The following is a 21,343-nucleotide window of genomic DNA, read 5'->3' as shown; positions in this document are numbered from 1 at the left end:
TGATCCCTGAATTTAAAGGAGATTAACGACATGACAGGTATCGGTTGGTTTGCCGCAATCATCGTAGGCGGCCTCGCAGGCTGGATCGCAGAAAAAATCATGAAGTCGGACATGGGTCTGATCATGAACATTATCCTCGGCATCGTTGGTGCCTTGGTCGCGAACTGGCTCTTGGTTCTGATCGTCGGCAGCACGCTGGGCGGTTGGTTCGGTCAACTTGTAGTGGGTATCATCGGTGCCTGCCTGTTGATCTGGGTCACACGATTGGTTCGCGGCAGGACCTAACGGCGGGGGGCGCGGCCCCTTTCCAAATCTGAGCGAAAAGGTTAGGGCTGCCGAAAGCAATCGGCGGCCCTCATCATGTCTGAACCCAAGAAAAACAAGAAACCCTCGCGCCAGCAGGTCTTTACCCTATTGGTTCAAATCGGCCGCAAGGATGGCGATGGCCTGCCCGACAAGGCGACAGGTGCTGCGCTGATGTGTTTCGCCTCTGGCATAGATGAGGCCGAGGCCGTGCGCGAGACCGTTGCGATCCTGAAACAGGCCGACACCAATCCGCTTGACGTGACCGGCTATGGCACGCTCGAAGAGCGTGAGGCCGAGGGTCAAGAAATAGACGCCGAAGAGCGTGAGCTGATGCAGCGCGCATTGGAAGAAAACTCAGTCATCGTCGCACAGATGACCCCGTTTTTCGATTGACGATAGCAATACACAGTGAATTGCATAGCGCCCCCTTGGCATCGGCGCGATTTGCCCACACAAGTTACCGGACAAGCGATAACCCCTGAAAAGGAGCCGATATGTCCGGTCTCGACCCTGTTGATCTCACCGCAAAACTGGTGCGCTGCGCCTCTGTCACCCCCGTTAACGATGGTGCGTTGGAAGTGCTGGAAGAGGTGCTGGGCGCGGCTGGGTTCGACTGCACGCGCGTGGACCGGGGCGGCATTTGCAACCTTTTTGCCCGCTGGGGCAACAAGGGCAACACCAAGTCTTTTGGCTTTAACGGCCATACCGATGTGGTCCCCATCGGGGATGAGGCTGATTGGTCGATGCCCCCTTTCGGAGCCGAGATCAAAGACGGCATCATGTATGGCCGCGGCACCACGGATATGAAATCCGGCGTGGCGGCCTTTGTTGCGGCGGCGGTTGATTTCGTCAAAGACACACCGCCTGATGGCTCCATCGTGCTGGCGATCACCGGGGATGAAGAGGGCGACGCCCTCGACGGGACCACGGCGCTGTTGGACTATATGGCCGAAAACGGCGAGCGGATGGATGTCTGCCTTGTGGGGGAGCCGACTTGCCCCGAGACCATGGGCGACATGATCAAGATCGGGCGGCGCGGGTCGATGAATGCGCATTTCAAGGTGACGGGCAAACAGGGCCACGCCGCCTATCCGCACCGCGCCAACAACCCGCTGCCCGCGATGATGCGGCTGATGGACCGTTTGGCGAGCCATGAGCTGGATCAGGGCAGCGATCACTTTGATCCTTCGACGCTGGCTGTGGTTACTGTCGACACCGGCAACAAGGCCACCAATGTGATCCCGGCGCAGTGTCGTGGCGCGGTGAACATTCGGTTCAACGACCACCATTCGGGCGCAAGCCTCAGCGATTGGCTGCGGAGCGAGGCGGATAAGATTGCGAAAGAGTTCGGTGTTCAGCTGGATGTGGAGATCACCATCTCGGGCGAGAGTTTCATCACCCCTCCCGGTGCGCTGTCAGATCTCGTCGCAGGCGCGGTTGAGGCGGAAACGGGTGTAAAGCCGGAGCTTTCTACCACGGGCGGCACCTCAGACGCACGCTTCGTCAAGGCACACTGCCCGGTGGTAGAATTCGGTCTGGTCGGCCAGTCCATGCACCAAGTTGATGAGCATGTGCGGGTTGAGCATATCGAACAACTCAAATCCATCTACACCCGCGTGCTGCAGAATTATTTCACGTGAAACCAACGCTCATCGTCATGGTGAAAGAACCGCGCCCCGGTCGGGTGAAAACCCGGCTGGGCCGCGACATCGGTATGGTGGGCGCGGCGTGGTGGTTTCGTCATCAAACGCGGGCGCTGCTGTGCCGGATCGAAGATCCGCGCTGGCAGGTGGTGCTGGCTGTGGCACCGGACGTCGAAGGGCTGCAAAGCCGCATCTGGCCCGCACATCTGCCACGATGGCCACAGGGCAGGGGCAATCTGGGAGACCGTATGGCCCGGATGCTGCGCGCGGCACCCGGCCCGGCCTGTGTGATTGGCGCGGATATTCCCGGTATTAACCGCAAGGAACTTGCGCGGGCCTTTGCCGCCCTTGGCAATCACGACGCGGTGTTTGGTCCCGCGCCGGATGGGGGCTATTGGCTCGTTGGCCTGAAGCACCCACGCCGCGCGCCGCCCAGCCTGTTTGACGCTGTGCGCTGGTCCGGGCCACATGCGCTGACAGACAGCCGCGCGACCCTGCCGGGCTACCGGATTGCCGAAGTCTCAAACCTGCGCGACGTAGATGAAATTCACGATTTGCCATGACGACAGGGGGGCTGCGTGCTACCTGCTGAATTATGAGCAAGATACCCAGCAAATCCGAGATCCTTAACTGGATCGAACAGAACCCCACGCTGACCGCCAAGCGCGACATCGCCAAAGCCTTTGGCATCAAAGGCGCGGCCCGGATCGATCTGAAGCGCGTGCTGAAAGAGCTGGAGGCCGAAGGCCATCTGGAGAAGCGCAAGCGCAGCTATCAGGATCCGGATCGCTTGCCGCCGGTCTCGGTGCTGTTGGTCACGGGGCCGGACAAGGATGGCGACATCTTTGCCAAGCCGATGGAGTGGCACGGCGAGGGGACAGAGCCTGTTGTGCTGCTGATCCCGCGCGACAGTGATCCCGCTCTTGGCGAAGGCGACCGGATTCTGGCGCGGCTGACGCTGGTGAAGGGCGAAGACCACCATTATGAAGCGCGGCTGATCCGCCGCATTGGCAGCAACCCGAAAAAGGTGCTGGGCATCTTCCGCAAGGCTGCCGAAGGCGGGCGGATCGTGCCGATCGACAAGGGCGCAGACCGCGAATGGCGCGTCGGTGCGGATCACACCCACGGGGCCAAGGACGGCGAATTGGTCGAGGCCGAGCAGGCCGGGCCAAAAGGCCGCATGGGCTCCCCCCGTGCACGGATTGTCGAGCGGTTGGGCGACCCGTCAGAGCCGCGCGCGGTGTCGCTTATCGCGATTCACCAGCACGGCATTCCGGACGATTTCCCCGATGACGTGGTGGCTGAGGCCGATGCCGCCAAACCGCAGGGCCTCAAGGGCCGCGAAGACCTGCGCGATCTCCCCTTGGTCACCATCGACCCGTCGGATGCGCGTGACCATGATGACGCCTGCTATGCCCATGCGGATGAAGACCCCAAGAACGAGGGCGGCCACGTCGTTTGGGTCGCCATTGCCGATGTGGCCGCCTATGTCACGCCCGGTTCAGCGCTGGATATCGAAGCGCGCAAACGGGGCAACTCCACCTATTTCCCCGATCGCGTTGTGCCGATGTTGCCTGACCGCCTGTCGGGGGATCTGTGCTCTCTGCATGAAGGCGTCCCGCGCGCCTGTATCGCCGTGCGCATGGTGCTAGACGCCAAGGGCAATAAGCTCGGCCATACGTTCCACCGAGGTCTGATGCGCTCGCCCGCGTCATTGCATTATGAAGAGGTGCAGGACGCCATCGACGGCAACCCGAACGACCGCACCGGTCCTCTGTTGGAGCCGGTGCTGAAACCACTTTATGCCGCCTACGCCGCGCTGAAAACCGCGCGGGCCGAGCGGCAACCGCTGGAGTTGGACCTGCCGGAACGCCGGATTGAGTTGGGTGACGACGGCAAGGTGAAATCGGTCAACTTCCGCGAACGGCTCGACGCGCATAAGCTGATCGAAGAGTTCATGGTGCTGGCCAATGTCGCCGCCGCCGAGACCTTGCTGAAAAAGAAAACCCCGCTGCTGTTCCGCATCCACGAGGAGCCCTCGCCAGAGAAGCTGGAATCCCTGCGCGAGACGGCGCAGGCGGCTGGCTTTACGTTGGCCAAAGGGCAGGTTTTGCAGACCGCGCATCTGAATCGGCTTTTGGATCAGGCCGCGGGGACGAATGACGCGGAGCTGATTAACCTCAGCACCCTGCGGTCGATGACACAGGCCTATTACGGCCCTGCGCATATCGGGCATTTTGGCCTCGCCTTACGGTCCTACGCGCATTTCACCTCCCCGATCCGGCGCTATGCCGACCTCATTGTCCACCGTGCGCTGATCACGGCGCATGGCTGGGGCAAAGACGGGCTGACGGTGGAAGAAATTGAAGGGCTGGAACAGACCGGCGCGCATATCTCGGACACCGAGCGGCGCTCGATGGTGGCGGAGCGGGACACGACCGACCGCTACCTCGCTGCCTTTCTGTCAGAACGTGTGGGCAATGAATTCACCGGGCGCATCAGCGGCATCGCGCGGTTCGGCGCGTTCGTGAAGCTGGACGAAACCGGCGCCGATGGGCTGGTGCCGATGCGCTCTTTGGGGCGCGAGTATTTCCACCACGACGCCGAGGCGCAGACGCTGATGGGCTCCGATACCGGCATGATCATCGGCATCGGCCAGCGCGTGACCGTGCGCTTGGCCGAGGCGGTCCCGGTGACAGGGGGCATCGCGCTGGAACTGCTTGAGATCGAAGATCAGAAGGTAAAACAAGGCGGGAGCGCTGGTCGGCGTAGCCCGGCGGGTCGCAACCCGCGCGGCAAGGCCGTGAAGGCCAAGCGCAAGAAAGACAAGATCAAACGCAAAGTGACCCGCACCCGCCGCTGAGGCGGCAAACCGGCGGAGCTTCGCGGATGGCCCCGCCCCGCCCTTCCCACCGGGGCGGGGCGCGCATAGGATTTACCGCAACTCTATGAAGTGAGGCGATTATGATCCGGCATTACGCGATGATTTCAGGTATTCTGGCGACCGCGGGCATGGGGGCTCCGGCCTTTGGGGCGGGTCCGGTTGACTCCACACGGCCTGCGCCGCGCGCGGGACAGGCCGTGCTCGTTTCCGCGCCCCCGGCTGAGCAAACCACCCCGGCAGAGGCCAGTGGCGATGATGCCGGGCTGCGCGTCTGGGTGACGGAATTCCGCCCCCGCGCCCTACAGCAGGGCATCGACCCGGATATTTTTGACCGCGCGCTGGATACCGTAAGTTATGACCCCGAGGTGATCCGCCGCGATCGCAACCAATCGGAGTTCACCAAGACGATCTGGGACTACCTCGATACGGCCACCTCGGACCTGCGGGTGCAGAACGGGCAGAAGGCGCTGGCGCAATGGCAGCGCACGCTGGAAGATATCGAAGCGAAATACGGCGTCGAGAAAGAGATCGTCACTGCGATCTGGGGGTTAGAGAGCGCCTATGGTAGCTTCCGGGGCGGCGATAGTGTGCTGTCTTCGCTGGCCACCCTTGCCTATGACGCGCGGCGGGCCGAGTTTTTTGAGGGCGAATTAATCGATGCGCTGCGCATCCTTCAGGCGGGGGATACCGATGCCGAGCAGTTGCGCGGCTCTTGGGCGGGCGCGATGGGGCATACGCAGTTTATGCCGTCATCCTTCCACGCCCATGCCGTTGACTGGGATGGTGACGGGCGGCGCGACATTTGGGGCGATGACCCCGGTGACGCGCTAGCGTCGACCGCAGCCTATCTCAAGCATTTCGGTTGGACCGAAGGTCAGCCTTGGGGCGTCGAAGTGGCCTTGCCCGAGGGGTTCGACTATCTGCTGGCCGACCGTGAGGTCACCAAATCCCCCGCGGAATGGGCTGAAATCGGCGTGACCGGATTGAATGGCACGGTGGTGGCGGATCACGGGCCGGGGTCAATCTTGCTGCCCGCAGGGGCACAGGGTGCCGCCTTTATGATCTTCCCGAATTTCGAGGTGATCGAGCGCTATAACACCGCGGATGCCTATGTGATCGGGGTGGGCCATTTGGCAGACCGGATCGGTGGCGCGGGGGAGATAAAGCAAGAGTGGCCCCGCGAAGACCGCGCGCTGAGCTTTGATGAGCGGATCGAATTGCAGACCCTGCTGACCAAGGCGGGCTTTGATACCCAGAAAATCGACGCCAAAATCGGGCCGCTCACCGTCAACGCCGTGCGCAGCTATCAACAGGCCGAGGGCATCGCACCGGATGGCTATGCCTCGCCCCGGCTGTTGGCGCGACTGCGCAAAGAGTGAGGGCCCCCCCCCGGTTTGGGGGCAGCCCAATCGTTCAGGACTCTGCCTTCAGCATGTCCTTGGCTTTCAGATCAGCGTAGGTCGCATCGAGCGCCTTGGTCGCCCGTTCAGCAAAGATTTTGATCTCTTCGGGCGTGATGACTAGCGGTGGAGAGATGATCATCCGGTCGCCGACGTGGCGCATCACCAGATTATTGGCAAAGCAATGCTCGCGGCAGGTGTAGCCCGCTTTGCCCGGATCCGCGAATTTCGCGCGGCTTTCCTTATGCGGCGTCAGGGGCAGGGAGGCCATAAGGCCCGAAACATTGACCCCGCCCACCAGCGGATGCTCCCCCAGTTTGTCCAGCGCCTCTTTCAGCGCGGGGGCGGCAACCTTTTGCACATGCTCGACGATATTCTCTTCCTGCATGATCCGCAGATTTTCCAATGCCACGGCAGCGCAGACAGGGTGGCCGGAATAGGTGTAGCCGTGATTAAATTCGCAAGCGTTGATGACCTCGGCCACTTCGTCACAAACGATCGACCCGCCAATCGGCGCGTAGCCCGAGCTGAGCCCCTTGGCGATGGTCATGATATGCGGCTTGATACCCATGGTTTGCGAGCCGAACCAGTTGCCTGTCCGGCCAAAGCCGCAGATCACCTCGTCGGCAATGAGCAGAATGTCGTGCTTTTCACAAATGCGCTGGATTTCAGGCCAGTAGGTGCTGGGCGGGATGACAACGCCGCCTGCGCCCTGGACGGGTTCGGCAATAAAGGCGGCAACCTTATCGGCGCCCAGTTCCGTGATCTTCGCGTCCAACTCCTGTGCGCGTTTCAGGCCAAAGTCCTCGGGCGACATATCCCCGCCTTCAGCATACCAATCAGGTTGTCCAATGTGGTGGATGCCGGGGATCGGCAGGCCGCCTTGTTCATGCATATAGGTCATGCCGCCCAGACTGGCCGACCCGACCGAGGAGCCGTGATAGGCATTCTTTCGGCTGATGATATGGCTCTTCTCTGGTTTGCCCTTTTGCGCCCAATAGGTGCGGACCATGCGCAGGTTGGTATCGTTGGCCTCTGACCCGGAGCCGGCGAAAAAGACGTGGTTCAGATCACCGGGGGCGAGGTCGGCCAGTTCCTTGGCCAGCGCGATGGCGGGCACATGGGTCGTCTGGAAGAAGGTGTTGTAATAGGGCAGTTCGTTCATCTGCCGCGCTGCCACCTTACCCATTTCTTCGCGGCCATAGCCAAGGTTCACGCACCACAGCCCCGCCATCGCATCGAGGATCTCGTTCCCCTCGCTGTCGGTCAGATAGATGCCCTTGGCCCGTGTGATAATCCGCGCGCCCTTGTCGCCCAACTCATCATTGGTGGTGAAAGGGTGCATGTGATGCGCCGCGTCCAAAGCCTGAAGGTCCGCGGTGGGGAGGTGATTCGTAATGGGCGGCATGGGTGTGCACCTTCTATCTGCGTGAAAAATGAGCTTTGGTGCAGAATATGATCAAATTATACCATGTCAATCTAATCAACGTGGAACCGGCAAACCATCGAGCGCTGCGCGAATTTGGGTCATCCCTTGGGCCACGTCACCTGTCATGACCTCACCCGCGAGGGCGGCATCTCCGGCAGCAAAGGCAGCAAGAAGTTCTGCATGTTTATCGGGCAGATTGCTGGTGCCATAGCGCCCGCAAACCACGCGGAGAGAAGGGCCAAAACGCAGCCACAGCCGGTCCACCGTAGCGGCCATAATCGGTGCCTCGGCAAGGTCATAGATCATTGTGTGGAAGTTATAGTTCTGCATCAGATAGCCACCGACATCGCCCCGATCAATGGCGTGGTTCAGCGCTGAATCACAGTCTTTTAAGGCATCTAGGCGCGCTTCTGTCATCCGGTCGGCGGCGCGTTTGGTCAGTTCGGGCTCAAGTGTTTCACGCATGAAGCCCAGCTCTTCCAAGCCCGTATGGGTCAGCTCCGGTACGGTGACGCGACGGTTGCCCAAATGGGTCAGCGCCCCTTCGGATGTCAGGCGGCGAATGGCTTCCCGCACGGGGGTCATGCCCGCATCAAGCGCGGTGGTCAGACCCTGTATCGTAACCCCCTGCCCAGGGGCCAGATCACCAAAGAGAATCATCTTGCGCAGGCGCTCGTAAACATGCTGATGGATGGGTGTCTTAACCGCCGAGTCGGCGGGGGGAAGCAGTCTCGAATCGGTTTTTTCTGAACCCATGGGAGCGGTCTTTCCGTCTTGTTTCGCCGTAACTTGCAGCATTTCATTCTACATAAAAGCATAAACCATCTTGCCCGGAGAGGCAAAACTTGATCAAATTGACGAAAGGTGGGGATCAACCCGACCTGTCTAACGGGAGTATGAAATGAAACATGCGATACTAAGCAGCGTCGCCGTTGCCACCTTGATGGCAGGTGCCGCCTCTGCCGAAACGGTCCGGGTTTACAATTGGTCCGACTATATCGACGAATCCCTGCTGGATAAATTCGAAGAAGAGACCGGCATCGAACTGGTCTATGACGTATTTGACAGCAACGAAGTGCTGGAAACTAAAATGCTAGCCGGTGGGTCGGGCTATGACGTGGTTGTACCGTCGGGCACCTTCCTGCAGCGCCAGATCAGCGCCGGGGCCTTCCAGAAGCTGGACAAATCCAAACTGTCGAACATCGACAACGTGTGGGATGTGATTGCCGAGCGGGTCACCAAATATGACCCCGGCAACGAATATGCGATCAACTACATGTGGGGCACCACCGGCCTTGGCGTGAACGTCAATAAGGTCAAAGAGGTGCTTGGCGAAGACGCGCCAACGGATTCGCTGGCACTGGTTTTTGAACCAGAGAACATGAAAAAGCTGCAAGACTGCGGCGTGCATTTCCTTGACGCCCCGGTTGAAATGATCCCGGCTGCGCTGGCCTATATTGGCGAAGACCCCGACAGCCAAGACCCCGAAGTGCTGGAAAGGGCCGAGCCGGTGCTAAGCGCCATCGCACCCTATGTGCAGAAATTCCACAGTTCCGAGTATATCAACGCGCTGGCCAACGGTGACATCTGCGTGGCTTTCGGCTGGTCCGGTGACATCTTGCAGGCCCGCGACCGCGCCGCCGAAGCCAAAAACGGTGTGGAAATCGCCTATAACGCGCCGAAAGAGGGTGCACTGATGTGGTTCGACAATATGGCGATCCCGGTGGATGCGCCGAACCCCGATGGGGCGCATAAGTTCCTCGACTTCATTCTGAACGCCGAGAACATGGCGGCGGCCTCGAACTATGTGTATTACGCCAACGGCAACAAGGCGAGCCAGGAGTTCCTTGTTGAAGACGTGATCGGTGATCCGGCGATCTACCCTGATGAGGCAACGCTGGAGAACCTCTACACCACCAGCCCCTATGGCCCGAAAGTGCAACGGGTTGTGACCCGCATGTGGACTAAGATCAAGTCCGGTACCTGATCTGAGACAAGGGGTGCGGCCAGTCTGGTCGCGCCCCTTTTTCTTGCCCTCCGCGACCTGATCAAAGGATGTCTCAATCGTGAGCCCAACCGTTTTCGCCCCCTGGAACAACCCTGACGAAAAGCCGCTCATTCGCTTTAAGAATGTGACCAAGAAATTCGGTGAATTCGTCGCCATCGATGATCTGTCTTTGGACATCTACGCACAGGAATTCTTTGCCCTGCTTGGGCCTTCTGGCTGTGGCAAGACCACGATGATGAGGATGCTGGCGGGGTTTGAAAACCCGACATCGGGGCGGATCGAATTGGCAGGGCAAGACATCGCGCCGGTGCCGCCGAACAAACGTGCAGTGAACATGATGTTCCAGTCCTACGCGCTGTTCCCACATCTAAGCATTTGGGACAATATCGCCTTTGGCCTGCGCCGCGATAAGATGAGCAAAGACGCGATTGAGGCCCGCGTGGCCGAGATGCTCAAGCTCACCCGTCTTGAGAAATTTGCTCGCCGTAAGCCCCATCAGATTTCCGGTGGCCAACGGCAGCGTGTGGCGCTGGCGCGGTCTCTGGCAAAGGCACCGAAGCTTTTGCTGCTGGATGAACCCCTGGGCGCGCTCGACAAAAAGCTGCGCCAAGATACGCAGTTTGAGCTGATGGATATCCAAGAATCCACCGGCACCACCTTCGTCATCGTGACCCATGACCAAGAAGAGGCGATGACCGTTGCCTCCCGCGTGGCGGTGATGGACGAGGGCCGCGTCATTCAGGTGGCCACCCCGGCCGAGATCTATGAAGCACCCAATTCCGTCTATGTGGCCGACTTCATCGGTGACGTGAACATCATCGAGGCCAACACCAAGGCCATCGGTCAAGATCAATACCATTTGAACTGGATCGAGGGGCAGCCGCCGCTGACCGCGACCTCCGCCGTGCCATTCAGCGAAGGCCAGCAGGCCCATCTGGCGATCCGCCCCGAGAAGATCCGCATCACGACCGACCGACCCGAGGACGCGCCCAATGCGCTACAGGGCAAAGTGCTCGACATTGCTTATCTGGGGAACCTCTCTACCTATCACGTAGAACTGCCCGGTGGTCAGGTGATCAAGGCGCAGACTGCCAACACCCGTCGCATTGCCCGACGTGACATTACATGGGAAGACCCGGTCTGGATTTCATGGAGCGCCACCGCAGGCGTTTTGCTGGGGCAATGAATATGCGTCGCTTTGCCCTGATCGCGGTCCCATACTTCTGGTTGGTCGCGCTGTTTTTGGTGCCTTTCCTCATCGTCTTCAAAATCTCATTGTCTGACACGGCTCTGGCAATCCCCCCTTATACGCCGACCATCAAGGACGGCATCAGCGCGTTGATCGCGCAGCTGGATTTCGAGAATTTCGCCTTCCTCGCTTCCGATGATCTTTATTGGAAGGCCTACCTCAGTTCGCTCCGCATCGCGCTGATTTCGACAGCCTTTACGCTGCTGGTCGGCTATCCCATTGCCTATGGCATGGCCCGCGCACCAGAAGAGTGGCGCGCCACTTTGATGATGTTGGTGATCCTGCCGTTCTGGACCTCCTTCCTGATCCGCGTCTATGCGTGGATGGGCATCCTCAGCAACGAAGGGCTGCTAAACCAACTGCTGATGTGGGTGGGTGTAACCGCAGAGCCTTTACAAATCCTCAACACCAACACGGCAGTCTATATCGGCATCGTCTATACCTACCTGCCCTTCATGATCCTGCCGATCTACGCCGCGCTGGACCGGCTGGATGAATCGCTAAATGAGGCGGCTGAGGATTTGGGCTGTTCGCGGCTGCAAGCCTTCTGGCTGGTGACCATCCCGCTGTCGCGCAATGGCATCGTGGCGGGCAGTTTTCTGGTCTTCATCCCCGCTTTGGGCGAATTCGTGATCCCCTCGCTTTTGGGCGGTTCGGGCACGCTGATGATCGGCAAAGTGCTCTGGGAAGAGTTCTTTAACAACCGCGACTGGCCGGTGGCGAGCGCCGTTGCCGTGATCTTGCTGCTGATCCTGATCATTCCGATCATCCTGTTCCAACGTAACCAGCAGAAACAGGCGGAGGCCGAACAATGAAGCGGATGACATGGTTCAACGTGACCTCGCTGACGCTGGGGTTTGCTTTTCTTTACCTGCCGATGATCATTCTGGTGATCTACAGCTTTAACGCCTCTAAACTGGTGACGGTCTGGGCTGGCTTTTCGACCCAGTGGTATGGCGAATTGCTGCAAAACGAGGCCTTCTTGAACGCCGCTTGGGTGACGATCAAAGTCGCCGTGGTGTCGTCTTCCATCGCCACTGTCTTGGGCACAATGGCCGCCTATGTGCTGGTGCGCGGCGGACGATTCATGGGGCGGACGCTGTTTTCGGGGATGATCTACGCGCCACTGGTGATGCCCGAAGTCATCACCGGCCTGTCGCTGCTGCTCTTGTTCATTGGCATCGGGCTGGACCGGGGGGTGCTGACCATTGTGCTGGCGCATACGACCTTTTCGATGTGCTATGTCTCGGTCGTCGTGTCGTCGCGGTTGGTGTCCTTTGACCGCTCGCTAGAAGAGGCCGCGCTTGATCTGGGTTCGTCCCCTTGGGAAGCGTTCCGGCTTGTCACCCTGCCGATCATCGCGCCTGCGGTGATCTCAGGCTGGCTTTTGGCATTCACGCTCAGCCTTGATGATCTGGTGATCGCCTCCTTCACCGCAGGGCCATCGGCCACAACGCTGCCGATCAAGATCTTCTCGGCAGTGCGGCTTGGCGTCTCGCCAGAGATCAATGCGCTCTCGACGATCATGATCGCCATCGTCACCGTGGGGGTCATCACCGCCTCGCTGGTCAGCAAGCGCTCAAGCCTACGCGCACAGGAGGAGACGCGTGCGGCGGAACGGCCTGCCACATGAGGCGCATCTACCCGGCCTTCGCCTATTCCGAAGCACCCCGCGCGGGCTGCTGGTGGGATGAAACCTGCGCCGCGCCGGATCGTCCGGCGCAGCAAGGGGACGCGCAGGCCGATGTGGTGATCATCGGCGGCGGGTTCACCGGCCTCAACGCGGCGCTGCATTTGGCGCAGGCCGGGGTAGGGGCCACGGTGCTGGAGGCCGAGCGCGTGGGCTTTGGCGCATCTGGCCGCAACGGGGGCTTTTGTTGTCTCGGCGGCGGGATGTTGGATGACGCCACGCTTGATCGCAAATTCGGGCGGGAGGAGCGGCTTGCATGGCGGCAGGCCGAATTGGCCGCGGTCCGGCAAGTGGAGGATTTTATCACCACCCGCGGTGTCGATGTCGACCGGCATTCCCAAGGCGAAACCCAGCTTGCCCACCGCCCCCGCGATTTCGATGAGATGCGCGGCAAGCTGGACTATTACGCAGAGAATTACGGCGTCACGGCGCGGCTGACCGAAAAGACCGACCTTGCTGCCGAAGGGCTGAATGCGGATTTCGAAGGCGCGATCACCGTGCCGATTGGCTTTGGCCTGAACCCCCGTAAGTATATCACCGCCTTGGCGCAGGCCGCCGAGGAGGCGGGAGCGGTGATCTATCAAAACAGCCCAGCCCTCGACGTGACCCGGCGTGATGGTGCATTCGATGTCACCACCCCCACGGGCCGCATCCGCGCCGAGCGCGTTATCATCGCCACCAACGGCTATTCCTCCGAAGACCTGCCGCCATGGCTTGCCGCGCGCTACATGCCGACGCAGTCCAGCGTGATCGTCACCCGCGCGATGACCGAAGCCGAGCTGGCTGCCCAAGGCTGGACGAGCCAGCAAGCCTGCTATGACAGCCGCCACTTGCTTCATTACTTCCGCCTGATGCCCGACAACCGCATGCTGTTCGGCGTGCGCGGTGGGCTGCTGTCTAACCCGGCGTCCGAGGCGCGCGCCCTGCGCCGCGCACGGGCGGATTTCGAGGCGATGTTCCCCGCGTGGCGCGATGTAGAGACACCGCACGGCTGGTCGGGCATGGTCTGTATCGCGCGCAAACGGATGCCCTTTGTGGGGGAAGTGCCAGATCAGCCGGGGATGTTCGCGGGCCTGTGCTACCACGGGAACGGCGTGGCGATGGCGAGCTATTCCGGCGCGCTCTTGGCCGATTTGGTGCGCGGAAAGACGCCAGGCCGGCCCTATCCTGCCCCAATGCGCGCCCCCTTGGCGCGGTTCGAGTTGGGCCGCTTTCGCCGGGCGGTCATGCCTTTTGCCTATGCGGGGTTCGCGCTGTCGGATCGTTGATGGCTTTTAGCCCTGCTCCCGCGCGGCACGTTCTTTCGCCAACATGATCTGGCGCTGACGTTCGCGGAATCGTTCCTTGTCAGCCTCCGAAGTCTCTTCCGCACACTGATGACAGGACACCCCAGCCTCATAAGCGGCATGTTTCGTGTCTTCAGGCAGGATCGGGCGGCGGCATCCATGGCAGAGCATATGAGGCCCTTCGCGCAGCCCGTGGCCGACGCTGACGCGGTTGTCGAAGACAAAACAATCGCCTTCCCAAGTACTTTCCTGTTCGGGCACTTCTTCGAGGTATTTCAGAATGCCGCCTTTGAGGTGAAAGACATCCTCAACGCCCTGATCAATGAGGTAATTGGTCGATTTCTCGCAACGGATGCCGCCAGTGCAGAACATCGCGATCTTCTTGTTGTGGAAACGGTCTTTGTTCACCTCCCACCACTCTGGGAATTCGCCGAAGCTTTCGGTCTGCGGATCGACCGCCCCTTCAAAGGTGCCGATGGCAACCTCGTAGTTGTTGCGCGTGTCAATCACCGCCACATCGGGAGAGCGGATCAACTCGTTCCACTCTTTGGGATCGACGTAATGCCCAACCTTGACGCGCGGATCGACATCGGGCTGGCCCATGGTGACGATCTCGCGTTTGATGCGGACCTTCATTTTGCCGAAGGGCGGCTTGTCGCTGGTGGCCTCTTTCCACTCTAGATCTGCGCAGCCGGGAAGGGCGCGCAGATGGGCGATCACCGCGTCGATTCCGGTGCGCGGTCCGGCGATCGTGCCGTTCACCCCTTCGGGGGCCAAAAGCAGCGTGCCCATGACCGATTGCGCCTCGCAAAGCGCCAGCAGCGCAGGCTTGAGCGCGGCGGGATCTTCAAAACGGGTGAAGTGATATAGGGCGGCAATGGTATACATAAGCGTCAAATAAGCGCTTCGGGCGCAAAGCTCAATCCGGGGCGTGCCATTGACCTACCCCATGCACAGCCCTACCCCTTTGAACGAAGGAGACTGCCCATGACCCATGCCCTGATCGTGATCGATGTCCAAAATGATTTCTGCCCCGGTGGCGCGCTGGAAGTGCCCCAAGGCGATGAGATTTTGCGCGGCATCAACGCGCTGATGCCCGAGTTTGACGCGGTTGTTCTGACGCAAGACTGGCACCCGGCGGGGCATTCGTCATTCGCGTCTTCGCATGACGGCAATGCGCCTTATGAAGTTGTCACCATGCCCTACGGCCCGCAGGTACTCTGGCCCGATCACTGCATCCAAGGCAGCATCGGCGCACAGTTCCATCCTGATCTGCAAACAGACCGGGCCGATCTGATCATCCGCAAGGGCTTTAACCCCGACATCGACAGCTATTCGGCGTTTTTTGAGAATGATCACAGCACCCCCACGGGGCTTGAAGGCTACCTGCGCACGCGCGGGATTGAACGGCTGACCATGGTCGGGCTGGCGCTGGATTTCTGCGTGAACTTCTCGGCTGTGGATGCGGCGAAGCTGGGGTTCAAGGTAGACGTCCGCGAAGAGCTTTGCCGCGCGATTGATCTGGACGGATCGCTTGGCCAATCCCGCGAAGGGATGCGCGCCGCCGGGGTCACGCTGGCCTGATCCGCCGCTTTCCCCTTGCCCATCTGCCCGCCCCCTTGGCATGAAGGGGCATGCAATAAGGAACCTCCCATGGTCGACATCGCCACCCGCGTCTATAACCACAAGTGGAAGATCGACCCCATCGTGCGGTCGCTGATCGACACGGATTTCTACAAGCTGCTGATGTGCCAATCGGTGTTTCGCAACAAGCCGGACACACAGGTCACCTTTAGCCTGATCAACCGCTCCACGCATATCCCGCTGGCCAATCTGATCGACGAAGGCGAACTGCGCGAGCAGTTGGATCACATCCGCTCGCTTAGCCTCAGCCGCGGCGAAAGCACTTGGCTGCGCGGCAATACCTTCTACGGCAAGCGGCAGATGTTCCGTTCCGATTTCATGGAGTGGTTTGAGGGCATGCGCCTGCCGCCCTATCATCTGGAACGCAAGGGCGATCAATATGAGCTGACCTTTGAGGGCAAGTGGCACGAGGTCATGCTGTGGGAGATCCCTGCGCTGGCCGTGCTGATGGAACTGCGCAGCCGTGCAGCACTGGACCCGATGGGAAAGTTTGAGCTTCAGGTGCTTTATGCCCGCGCCATGACCCGCGTCTGGGAAAAGATCGAAGCGCTGCGCGAAGTGGACAACCTCTCGATCGCTGATTTTGGCACCCGGCGGCGGCATTCATACCTGTGGCAAGACTGGTGCGTGCAGGCGATGCACGAGGGGCTGGGAAATGCGTTCACCGGCACCTCTAACTGCCGCATTGCTATGATGCGTGAGCTTGAGGCGATTGGTACGAACGCGCATGAGTTGCCGATGGTTTATGCCGCGCTGGCCGATGATGATGCTGAACTCGCCCGCGCGCCCTATGACGTGCTGTCGGACTGGCACGATGAACACGACGGCAATCTGCGGATCATCTTGCCCGACACTTACGGCACCAAGGGTTTCCTTGATCACGCGCCGGATTGGCTGGCGGGCTGGACCGGCATCCGCGTCGACAGCGGTGATCCGGCCGCGGCGGCGCAAACGGCCATCGACTGGTGGCGCACGCGGGGGGAGGATCCGACGACAAAGCGGGTGATTTTTAGCGACGGGCTCGACGTGGACAAGATTAAGGAGTTGCACGCGCAGTTCGCGGGCAAGGCCAAAGTCTCCTTCGGCTGGGGCACCTTGCTGACCAATGACTTCCGCGGATTGGTGCCGAAGGATGCGCTGGCGCCGTTCAGCCTTGTCTGCAAAGCGGTCAGCGCCAACGGGCGGCCTACGGTCAAACTCTCGGACAACCCGAACAAGGCGATGGGCCCGGCGGATGAGATTGCGCGCTACAAGCGGGTCTTCGGTGTGGGGGAACAGACCGCGCAGCAGGTGATCGTCTAACGGTCAGCCGTCCGCCGTGGCCGTCATCGGAAATTCCGCCGTGGCGATCAATCCTTTGGGCTGCCAGTCATAATGCAAAGTGCCACCGACCGCGCGGGTCAGCGATTGGATGATCCGCGACCCGCTGTCGCGATCAGACTTGGTCACCTTCGGCCCCCCGATTTCCTGCCAAACGAAACGCAGACGTGCAGGCGCTTGAAGGATCGCGATGTCCAGTGATACCTGCCCGCTCTCCGTGCTGAGCGATCCATGTTTCACCGCATTTGTCGCCAATTCATGCAGGGCCAGCGTCAGGGGTGAGACAAGCCGATGCGATATCAGCGGGTTGTCTCCAGAGAGGGTGATCTGCTCTTCGGTTGCTGAGGTATATGCCCGCATGATCGGCCCCATCAACGTCTCGAAATCCACCTCTTGCTGGTCACTGCGGCCAATCGTGTCGAAATGCGCAGCACCCAAGGCTGACAGCCGATCAATTACTTTATCGGCAAAGGCTCCGGGCTTGGGCTCCTCTCGGGCGGTAATGCGGACCATGGCAGTCATAACATTAACGATATTACGCAGCCGGTGCAGCAGTTCATCGTCTGCCAGTTGGCGGTGTTCGCGCTCCACCCGGCGACGCTCAGAGACATCAAGCTGGGAGCCGAAGAAATAGATCAGCTTGCCGTCTTCATCATTGATCGGGCCAAGCTGCAGCGCGTTCACAAAGCGGCTGCCGTCTTTGCGGTAGTTCACGATTTCCACCGTATCAACCCGGCGGTCCAAGAGAATCTGGCGCACCGTCTCCACGCTTTCGGGTGTCGTGTCCGGGCCTTGCAGAAACCGGCAATTCTGACCGACGATCTCTTCCATGCGGTAGCCGGTAAGGTCGGTGAAAGCCTCGTTGACATAGACAATCGGATTGTCCGGCTGCGTCGGGTCGGTGATGCACAATGGTAAGCGGGCATAGCGCACGACCTTGCCAAGAACGTCTTCGTTCAGAGCCGGCCGACTGACGGAGACCGTATCATTGTTCATAAAGCGCCGCCCTTCGTCCGAAACTAGCCGATAATGTGCCCTGTGCGTGGCTTCTGGGTCAACCCGCATACTGGGTTTAAGCAATGTTTATCTACTAGATACGGTATGCCTCGTGGCGTTTCGCGCGGCAGTGGGGGTGAGGGGCCAAATGCGGCTTGTCAACGCGGGTCGAAAATGCGTAATTGAACCCGCTTGGTGTCCCGAGAAGCGCCTTTGGGTGTGGGACCGAAAAGGGAATTCAGTAAGGGGTCGCAAGACCCCGAAGCCGAAGCCGCCCCCGCGACTGTAAGCGGTGAGCCAATGCCCCTCGTGCCACTTGTCCTTTTGGACGGGGAAGGCGGGCAAAGGCCACGACCCGCGAGCCAGGAGACCTGCCAAGCGAATGAAACGCTAGATGCCGTCGGGTGTGACGGTAAGGAGAATGAAGATGACGACAATGATTAAGACCGCCGGTGCCACGCGCAGCAAACTCGTACCGGCGCTGTTTGCCGCCGTATTGGGTGTGGCTTTGATGGCGCTGACCGGCCATGTGCAGGCCGCAGCACTGCATGATGCCGCCCATGACGTGCGCCACGCGACAGGCTTTCCCTGCCACTAAGCGCCCGTGTTCGGTATCACAGGGTCCGGGCTGCCATCACGCAGTCCGGTTATCTGTGATTCTGCCTTTCTATCAATGCCTGCCTTTCGCTGTTTTGCCCGCGCCCGCCGTTCGCCGCGTCGGGAGGGCTTTGGCACATCTTGAGGCTGGGTAATGTCCTCGGCCCGCGTTTCGCGCGGCGCTGAGTATCATTTCGCATCCAAGGATCATTGCGATGTTTTCACGTTTTCTGACTTCCGCCCTATTTGCAGGGGCCTCTGCCGGTTTGCTGACCGGCCTGCTACAACTCTATTTCGTGCAGCCCGTTCTGCTTCATGCCGAGCTTTATGAGACCGGCGCGCTGGTGCATTTGGGGGCCGACCCCGTCAGCGCGCACCCCGATCTGCCCGGTTTCGACGCCGTACGCGATGGGCTGAGCCTGATCTTCACCATGTTGACCTATACCGCCTATGCGCTGATCCTTTTGGCCGCGATGAGCCTTGGCGAAGAGCGCGGCGCGGTGATTGATGGCCGCTGGGGCATCCTTTGGGGCGTGGCGGGTTTCGTCGCTTTCCACCTCGCGCCGGGGTTCAGCCTTGCGCCGGAGGTGCCCGGTGTGGCCGCAGCGGACATCACCGCACGGCAAATCTGGTGGTTTGCCACAGCCGCCGCGGCGCTGGTTGCGCTTTGGCTGCTGGCCTTCGGCACTGGCTGGGGCGCGTGGATCGGCGCGGCGGTGCTGCTGATGGCCCCGCATATCGTCGGCGCACCCGAGCCCGAAAGCTTTAGCGGCCCGGTGCCCACCGAGATCGGCGCGCTGTTTGCTGCCCGCGCGCTTGGCATCGGCCTTGCCGCATGGGTGCTCCTGGGCAGTTTCGCCGGGTTCTTTTGGCAACGTGAAGGCGCACGCAGCGCCTGAGGGAGGTCAAGATGGACAGATCACTGGCGCTTTTCGCCATCGGGTTGGTCTTTGGCGGTGGCATCGGTTTTGCCATCGCCGCAAGCAACGGCGTGACCTTCGATGGCCATGACCACGGCGACCCTGCCGCCCATGGCGGGATGGACCACGGCAGCGCGGATCACGCGCGGATGCACGGCCAACCCATCGACATTGCCGCAGGCGATGCCCCCAGCCTCGCGATCCGCGTGAAACCTGACCCAATGTCGGGCCATAATCTTTACGTGGAAACCGACGGCTTCGCCTTTGCGCCGCAAAACGCCAGCGGCGACCACAAACCGGGCGAGGGCCATGCCCATGTCTATGTTAACGGTGCCAAGATCGGGCGGCTCTACGGCCCATGGCTGCATCTGCCTGATCTGCCCAAGGGCGAGGTCACGGTTGAGGTCACGCTCAACGCCAATGACCACCGCCCCTTGGCGGTAAACGGTGCGCCGATTACCGCGCGCGAGGTGCTGACAGTTGAATAATCGCCTCGCTTCCCCTTTTCATAACGGGCCGGAGCGCATACCCGGCACGCATAACCCGATGGGACCAGATCGATGAGCACGACCCTACATGTCTGCATGACCTGCCGCGCAGGCGAGGTGCTGGAAGAAGACGCACCGCGCCCCGGCGCGCAGCTTCATGCCGCCCTCGACGCCGCAGGCGCGCCCGAGGGCGTAATAATCGTGCCGGTGCAATGTCTTTCGGCCTGCTCGCAGGGCGCCGCCGTGGCGCTTTCTGCGCCGGGCAAATGGTCCTATGTCTATGGCCGCTTGACCAAGGAAGACGCCGCCGACATCCTCGCCGGAGCCGCCGCCTATGCCGCCACCCAAGACGGGCTGGTGCCATGGCGCGAACGTCCGGTCATCTTTCGCAAGCAAAGCCTTGCGCGTATCCCCCCTCTGACCCTGCCGCAGGAGCCTTCCTCATGAGCGATCTCGCCAAAATCCCCGTTACCGTCATCACCGGCTTTCTTGGGTCAGGTAAAACCACGCTGATCCGCCACCTGATGACCAATGCAGGCGGGCGTCGCCTTGCCGTTCTGGTCAATGAGTTCGGCACCGTGGGTGTGGATGGCGACATCCTGAAATCCTGCGCCATCGAGGATTGTCCGGCCGAGAACATCGTCGAGCTGGCCAATGGCTGCATCTGTTGCACCGTGGCGGATGACTTTATCCCGACCATCGAGGCGCTGATGGCCCTGCCGACGCGCCCCGATCACATCCTGATTGAAACCTCTGGGTTGGCCCTGCCGAAGCCGCTGCTCAAAGCCTTCGACTGGCCCGCGATCCGCTCCAAGATCACCGTCGATGGCGTGATCGCGCTGGCCGATGCCGAGGCCGTGGCGGCGGGTACTTTTGCCGCCGATGTCGCTGCCGTTGATGCGCAACGTCTGGCTGATGACAGTCTCGACCACGAAACTCCGCTGTCCGAAGTCTTTGAAGATCAAATCTCCTGCGCCGATATCATCCTGATGTCCAAGGCCGACCTGGCCGGCCCAGAAGGCCTCGCCAAGGCCCGCAAGGTGATCGAAGCGGAGAGCCCGCGCGAAATTCCGATCCTGGAGATGACCGAGGGCGTGATCGACCCCAAGGTCGTGCTGGGCCTCAACGCCGCTGCCGAAGACGACCTCGCCGCGCGCCCCTCGCACCATGATGGCCACGACGATCACGAGCATGACGATTTTGAAACCGTGGTGATCCCGATGCCGGAAGTGTCGGATGTAAACGCGCTGGTCGCCTCAATCGAACGTCTCGCGCGTGAGCAGAACATCCTGCGCGTCAAAGGTTATGTCGCGGTCGAAGGCAAACCGATGCGCCTGTTGGTGCAGGCCGTGGGTGCACGGGTGCGTCAGCAGTTCGACCGCCCTTGGGGCAGCGATCCGCGCGCCGGGCATTTGGTGGTTATCGCCGAACATGACGACATCAACCTCGCCGCAATCCGCGACGTATTGGGAGCCTAACCGCG

At 60.8% G+C, this 21,343-nt stretch carries 22 protein-coding genes and 1 riboswitch; of the genes, 18 read left to right on the top strand and 4 right to left on the bottom strand.

Features of this window, described 5'->3' with window-relative positions; all coding sequences use genetic code 11:
- Positions 1-30 precede the first annotated feature (30 nt).
- From K3759_RS16235 to K3759_RS16210, 6 genes are all read left to right on the top strand, one after another.
- Positions 31-285, top strand: a complete 255-nt coding sequence (locus tag K3759_RS16235) for a GlsB/YeaQ/YmgE family stress response membrane protein (protein WP_259983359.1) — start codon at positions 31-33, stop codon at positions 283-285.
- Between the two features lie 75 nt (positions 286-360).
- The gene (locus K3759_RS16230; RefSeq protein WP_259983358.1) at positions 361-699 is read left to right on the top strand and encodes a hypothetical protein; all 339 of its coding nucleotides are present in this window, start codon (positions 361-363) and stop codon (positions 697-699) included.
- A 101-nt stretch (positions 700-800) separates the two neighbouring features.
- Positions 801-1,946, top strand: a complete 1,146-nt coding sequence (gene dapE / locus K3759_RS16225; RefSeq protein ID WP_259983357.1) for a succinyl-diaminopimelate desuccinylase — start codon at positions 801-803, stop codon at positions 1,944-1,946.
- Positions 1,943-2,512: a TIGR04282 family arsenosugar biosynthesis glycosyltransferase gene (locus K3759_RS16220; RefSeq protein ID WP_259983355.1), complete on the top strand. Its 570-nt coding sequence runs from the start codon at positions 1,943-1,945 to the stop codon at positions 2,510-2,512. The genes dapE and K3759_RS16220 overlap by 4 nt, the downstream gene beginning before the upstream one ends.
- 32 nt (positions 2,513-2,544) lie before the next feature.
- Positions 2,545-4,812, top strand: a complete 2,268-nt coding sequence (gene rnr / locus K3759_RS16215) for a ribonuclease R (protein ID WP_259983353.1) — start codon at positions 2,545-2,547, stop codon at positions 4,810-4,812.
- Between the two features lie 101 nt (positions 4,813-4,913).
- The gene (locus K3759_RS16210) at positions 4,914-6,212 is read left to right on the top strand and encodes a lytic murein transglycosylase (RefSeq protein WP_259983351.1); all 1,299 of its coding nucleotides are present in this window, start codon (positions 4,914-4,916) and stop codon (positions 6,210-6,212) included.
- A gap of 34 nt (positions 6,213-6,246) precedes the next feature.
- Here K3759_RS16210 and K3759_RS16205 read toward each other — a convergent pair whose 3' ends face one another.
- A complete protein-coding gene (locus K3759_RS16205) occupies positions 6,247-7,641 on the bottom strand; it encodes an aspartate aminotransferase family protein (protein ID WP_259983349.1) in 1,395 nt (464 codons plus the stop codon).
- 75 nt (positions 7,642-7,716) lie between these two features.
- A complete protein-coding gene (locus tag K3759_RS16200; RefSeq protein WP_259983347.1) occupies positions 7,717-8,418 on the bottom strand; it encodes a GntR family transcriptional regulator in 702 nt (233 codons plus the stop codon).
- A 145-nt stretch (positions 8,419-8,563) separates the two neighbouring features.
- Here K3759_RS16200 and K3759_RS16195 point away from each other — a divergent pair, with 145 nt between their 5' ends.
- From K3759_RS16195 to K3759_RS16175, 5 genes are all read left to right on the top strand, one after another.
- Positions 8,564-9,649 carry a polyamine ABC transporter substrate-binding protein gene (locus K3759_RS16195; protein ID WP_259983345.1) on the top strand — a complete coding sequence of 362 codons (1,086 nt, stop codon included), beginning with the start codon at positions 8,564-8,566 and terminating at the stop codon, positions 9,647-9,649.
- Positions 9,650-9,728: 79 nt separating this feature from the next.
- Positions 9,729-10,856: an ABC transporter ATP-binding protein gene (locus tag K3759_RS16190; RefSeq protein ID WP_259983343.1), complete on the top strand. Its 1,128-nt coding sequence runs from the start codon at positions 9,729-9,731 to the stop codon at positions 10,854-10,856.
- Between the two features lie 2 nt (positions 10,857-10,858).
- The gene (locus K3759_RS16185) at positions 10,859-11,734 is read left to right on the top strand and encodes an ABC transporter permease subunit (protein ID WP_259983341.1); all 876 of its coding nucleotides are present in this window, start codon (positions 10,859-10,861) and stop codon (positions 11,732-11,734) included.
- Entirely contained in the window at positions 11,731-12,552 is an 822-nt protein-coding gene (locus K3759_RS16180) for an ABC transporter permease (protein ID WP_243261723.1), read from the top strand. The genes K3759_RS16185 and K3759_RS16180 overlap by 4 nt, the downstream gene beginning before the upstream one ends.
- Positions 12,549-13,877 carry an FAD-binding oxidoreductase gene (locus tag K3759_RS16175; protein ID WP_259983339.1) on the top strand — a complete coding sequence of 443 codons (1,329 nt, stop codon included), beginning with the start codon at positions 12,549-12,551 and terminating at the stop codon, positions 13,875-13,877. The genes K3759_RS16180 and K3759_RS16175 overlap by 4 nt, the downstream gene beginning before the upstream one ends.
- Before the next feature lie 6 nt (positions 13,878-13,883).
- Here K3759_RS16175 and K3759_RS16170 read toward each other — a convergent pair whose 3' ends face one another.
- A complete protein-coding gene (locus K3759_RS16170; RefSeq protein ID WP_259985669.1) occupies positions 13,884-14,783 on the bottom strand; it encodes a rhodanese-related sulfurtransferase in 900 nt (299 codons plus the stop codon).
- A gap of 99 nt (positions 14,784-14,882) precedes the next feature.
- Here K3759_RS16170 and pncA point away from each other — a divergent pair, with 99 nt between their 5' ends.
- A complete protein-coding gene (gene pncA, locus K3759_RS16165) occupies positions 14,883-15,479 on the top strand; it encodes a bifunctional nicotinamidase/pyrazinamidase (RefSeq protein WP_259983337.1) in 597 nt (198 codons plus the stop codon).
- 69 nt (positions 15,480-15,548) lie between these two features.
- Positions 15,549-16,841 carry a nicotinate phosphoribosyltransferase gene (gene pncB, locus K3759_RS16160; protein WP_259983335.1) on the top strand — a complete coding sequence of 431 codons (1,293 nt, stop codon included), beginning with the start codon at positions 15,549-15,551 and terminating at the stop codon, positions 16,839-16,841.
- A 3-nt stretch (positions 16,842-16,844) separates the two neighbouring features.
- Here the strand turns inward: pncB and K3759_RS16155 are convergent, their stop codons facing one another.
- Positions 16,845-17,855: a PAS domain-containing protein gene (locus tag K3759_RS16155; RefSeq protein WP_259983333.1), complete on the bottom strand. Its 1,011-nt coding sequence runs from the start codon at positions 17,853-17,855 to the stop codon at positions 16,845-16,847.
- 176 nt (positions 17,856-18,031) lie between these two features.
- A riboswitch (cobalamin riboswitch) is annotated at positions 18,032-18,249 on the top strand.
- A 33-nt stretch (positions 18,250-18,282) separates the two neighbouring features.
- Between K3759_RS16155 and K3759_RS16150 the strand changes: the two genes are divergently transcribed.
- From K3759_RS16150 to cobW, 5 genes are all read left to right on the top strand, one after another.
- Positions 18,283-18,453, top strand: coding sequence for a CbtB-domain containing protein (locus K3759_RS16150; protein WP_082849519.1), 171 nt, complete (start codon positions 18,283-18,285; stop codon positions 18,451-18,453).
- A gap of 214 nt (positions 18,454-18,667) precedes the next feature.
- Positions 18,668-19,351 carry a CbtA family protein gene (locus K3759_RS16145; RefSeq protein ID WP_259983332.1) on the top strand — a complete coding sequence of 228 codons (684 nt, stop codon included), beginning with the start codon at positions 18,668-18,670 and terminating at the stop codon, positions 19,349-19,351.
- Positions 19,352-19,362: 11 nt separating this feature from the next.
- The gene (locus tag K3759_RS16140; RefSeq protein ID WP_259983331.1) at positions 19,363-19,860 is read left to right on the top strand and encodes a hypothetical protein; all 498 of its coding nucleotides are present in this window, start codon (positions 19,363-19,365) and stop codon (positions 19,858-19,860) included.
- 72 nt (positions 19,861-19,932) lie between these two features.
- Positions 19,933-20,307: a DUF1636 domain-containing protein gene (locus K3759_RS16135; protein WP_259983329.1), complete on the top strand. Its 375-nt coding sequence runs from the start codon at positions 19,933-19,935 to the stop codon at positions 20,305-20,307.
- Positions 20,304-21,338 carry a cobalamin biosynthesis protein CobW gene (gene cobW, locus K3759_RS16130; RefSeq protein WP_259983327.1) on the top strand — a complete coding sequence of 345 codons (1,035 nt, stop codon included), beginning with the start codon at positions 20,304-20,306 and terminating at the stop codon, positions 21,336-21,338. Before K3759_RS16135 ends, cobW begins: the two co-directional genes overlap by 4 nt.
- Positions 21,339-21,343 lie beyond the last annotated feature (5 nt).

This window comes from Sulfitobacter sp. W027 (genome assembly GCF_025143985.1).
GTDB lineage: Bacteria > Pseudomonadota > Alphaproteobacteria > Rhodobacterales > Rhodobacteraceae > Sulfitobacter.
Note: the sequence above shows the minus strand (reverse complement) of the source record. Positions and strands in the feature narration are given on the sequence as shown.

Coding starts and splice junctions, on each gene's coding strand:
- K3759_RS16235 (WP_259983359.1), top strand. CDS start 31: ATGACAGGTATCGGTTGGTTTGCCGCAATCATCGTAGGCGGCCTCGCA.
- K3759_RS16230 (WP_259983358.1), top strand. CDS start 361: ATGTCTGAACCCAAGAAAAACAAGAAACCCTCGCGCCAGCAGGTCTTT.
- dapE (WP_259983357.1), top strand. CDS start 801: ATGTCCGGTCTCGACCCTGTTGATCTCACCGCAAAACTGGTGCGCTGC.
- rnr (WP_259983353.1), top strand. CDS start 2,545: ATGAGCAAGATACCCAGCAAATCCGAGATCCTTAACTGGATCGAACAG.
- K3759_RS16210 (WP_259983351.1), top strand. CDS start 4,914: ATGATCCGGCATTACGCGATGATTTCAGGTATTCTGGCGACCGCGGGC.
- K3759_RS16205 (WP_259983349.1), bottom strand. CDS start 7,641: ATGCCGCCCATTACGAATCACCTCCCCACCGCGGACCTTCAGGCTTTG.
- K3759_RS16200 (WP_259983347.1), bottom strand. CDS start 8,418: ATGGGTTCAGAAAAAACCGATTCGAGACTGCTTCCCCCCGCCGACTCG.
- K3759_RS16195 (WP_259983345.1), top strand. CDS start 8,564: ATGAAACATGCGATACTAAGCAGCGTCGCCGTTGCCACCTTGATGGCA.
- K3759_RS16185 (WP_259983341.1), top strand. CDS start 10,859: ATGCGTCGCTTTGCCCTGATCGCGGTCCCATACTTCTGGTTGGTCGCG.
- K3759_RS16180 (WP_243261723.1), top strand. CDS start 11,731: ATGAAGCGGATGACATGGTTCAACGTGACCTCGCTGACGCTGGGGTTT.
- K3759_RS16175 (WP_259983339.1), top strand. CDS start 12,549: ATGAGGCGCATCTACCCGGCCTTCGCCTATTCCGAAGCACCCCGCGCG.
- K3759_RS16170 (WP_259985669.1), bottom strand. CDS start 14,783: ATGTATACCATTGCCGCCCTATATCACTTCACCCGTTTTGAAGATCCC.
- pncA (WP_259983337.1), top strand. CDS start 14,883: ATGACCCATGCCCTGATCGTGATCGATGTCCAAAATGATTTCTGCCCC.
- pncB (WP_259983335.1), top strand. CDS start 15,549: ATGGTCGACATCGCCACCCGCGTCTATAACCACAAGTGGAAGATCGAC.
- K3759_RS16155 (WP_259983333.1), bottom strand. CDS start 17,855: ATGAACAATGATACGGTCTCCGTCAGTCGGCCGGCTCTGAACGAAGAC.
- K3759_RS16150 (WP_082849519.1), top strand. CDS start 18,283: ATGACGACAATGATTAAGACCGCCGGTGCCACGCGCAGCAAACTCGTA.
- K3759_RS16145 (WP_259983332.1), top strand. CDS start 18,668: ATGTTTTCACGTTTTCTGACTTCCGCCCTATTTGCAGGGGCCTCTGCC.
- K3759_RS16140 (WP_259983331.1), top strand. CDS start 19,363: ATGGACAGATCACTGGCGCTTTTCGCCATCGGGTTGGTCTTTGGCGGT.
- K3759_RS16135 (WP_259983329.1), top strand. CDS start 19,933: ATGAGCACGACCCTACATGTCTGCATGACCTGCCGCGCAGGCGAGGTG.
- cobW (WP_259983327.1), top strand. CDS start 20,304: ATGAGCGATCTCGCCAAAATCCCCGTTACCGTCATCACCGGCTTTCTT.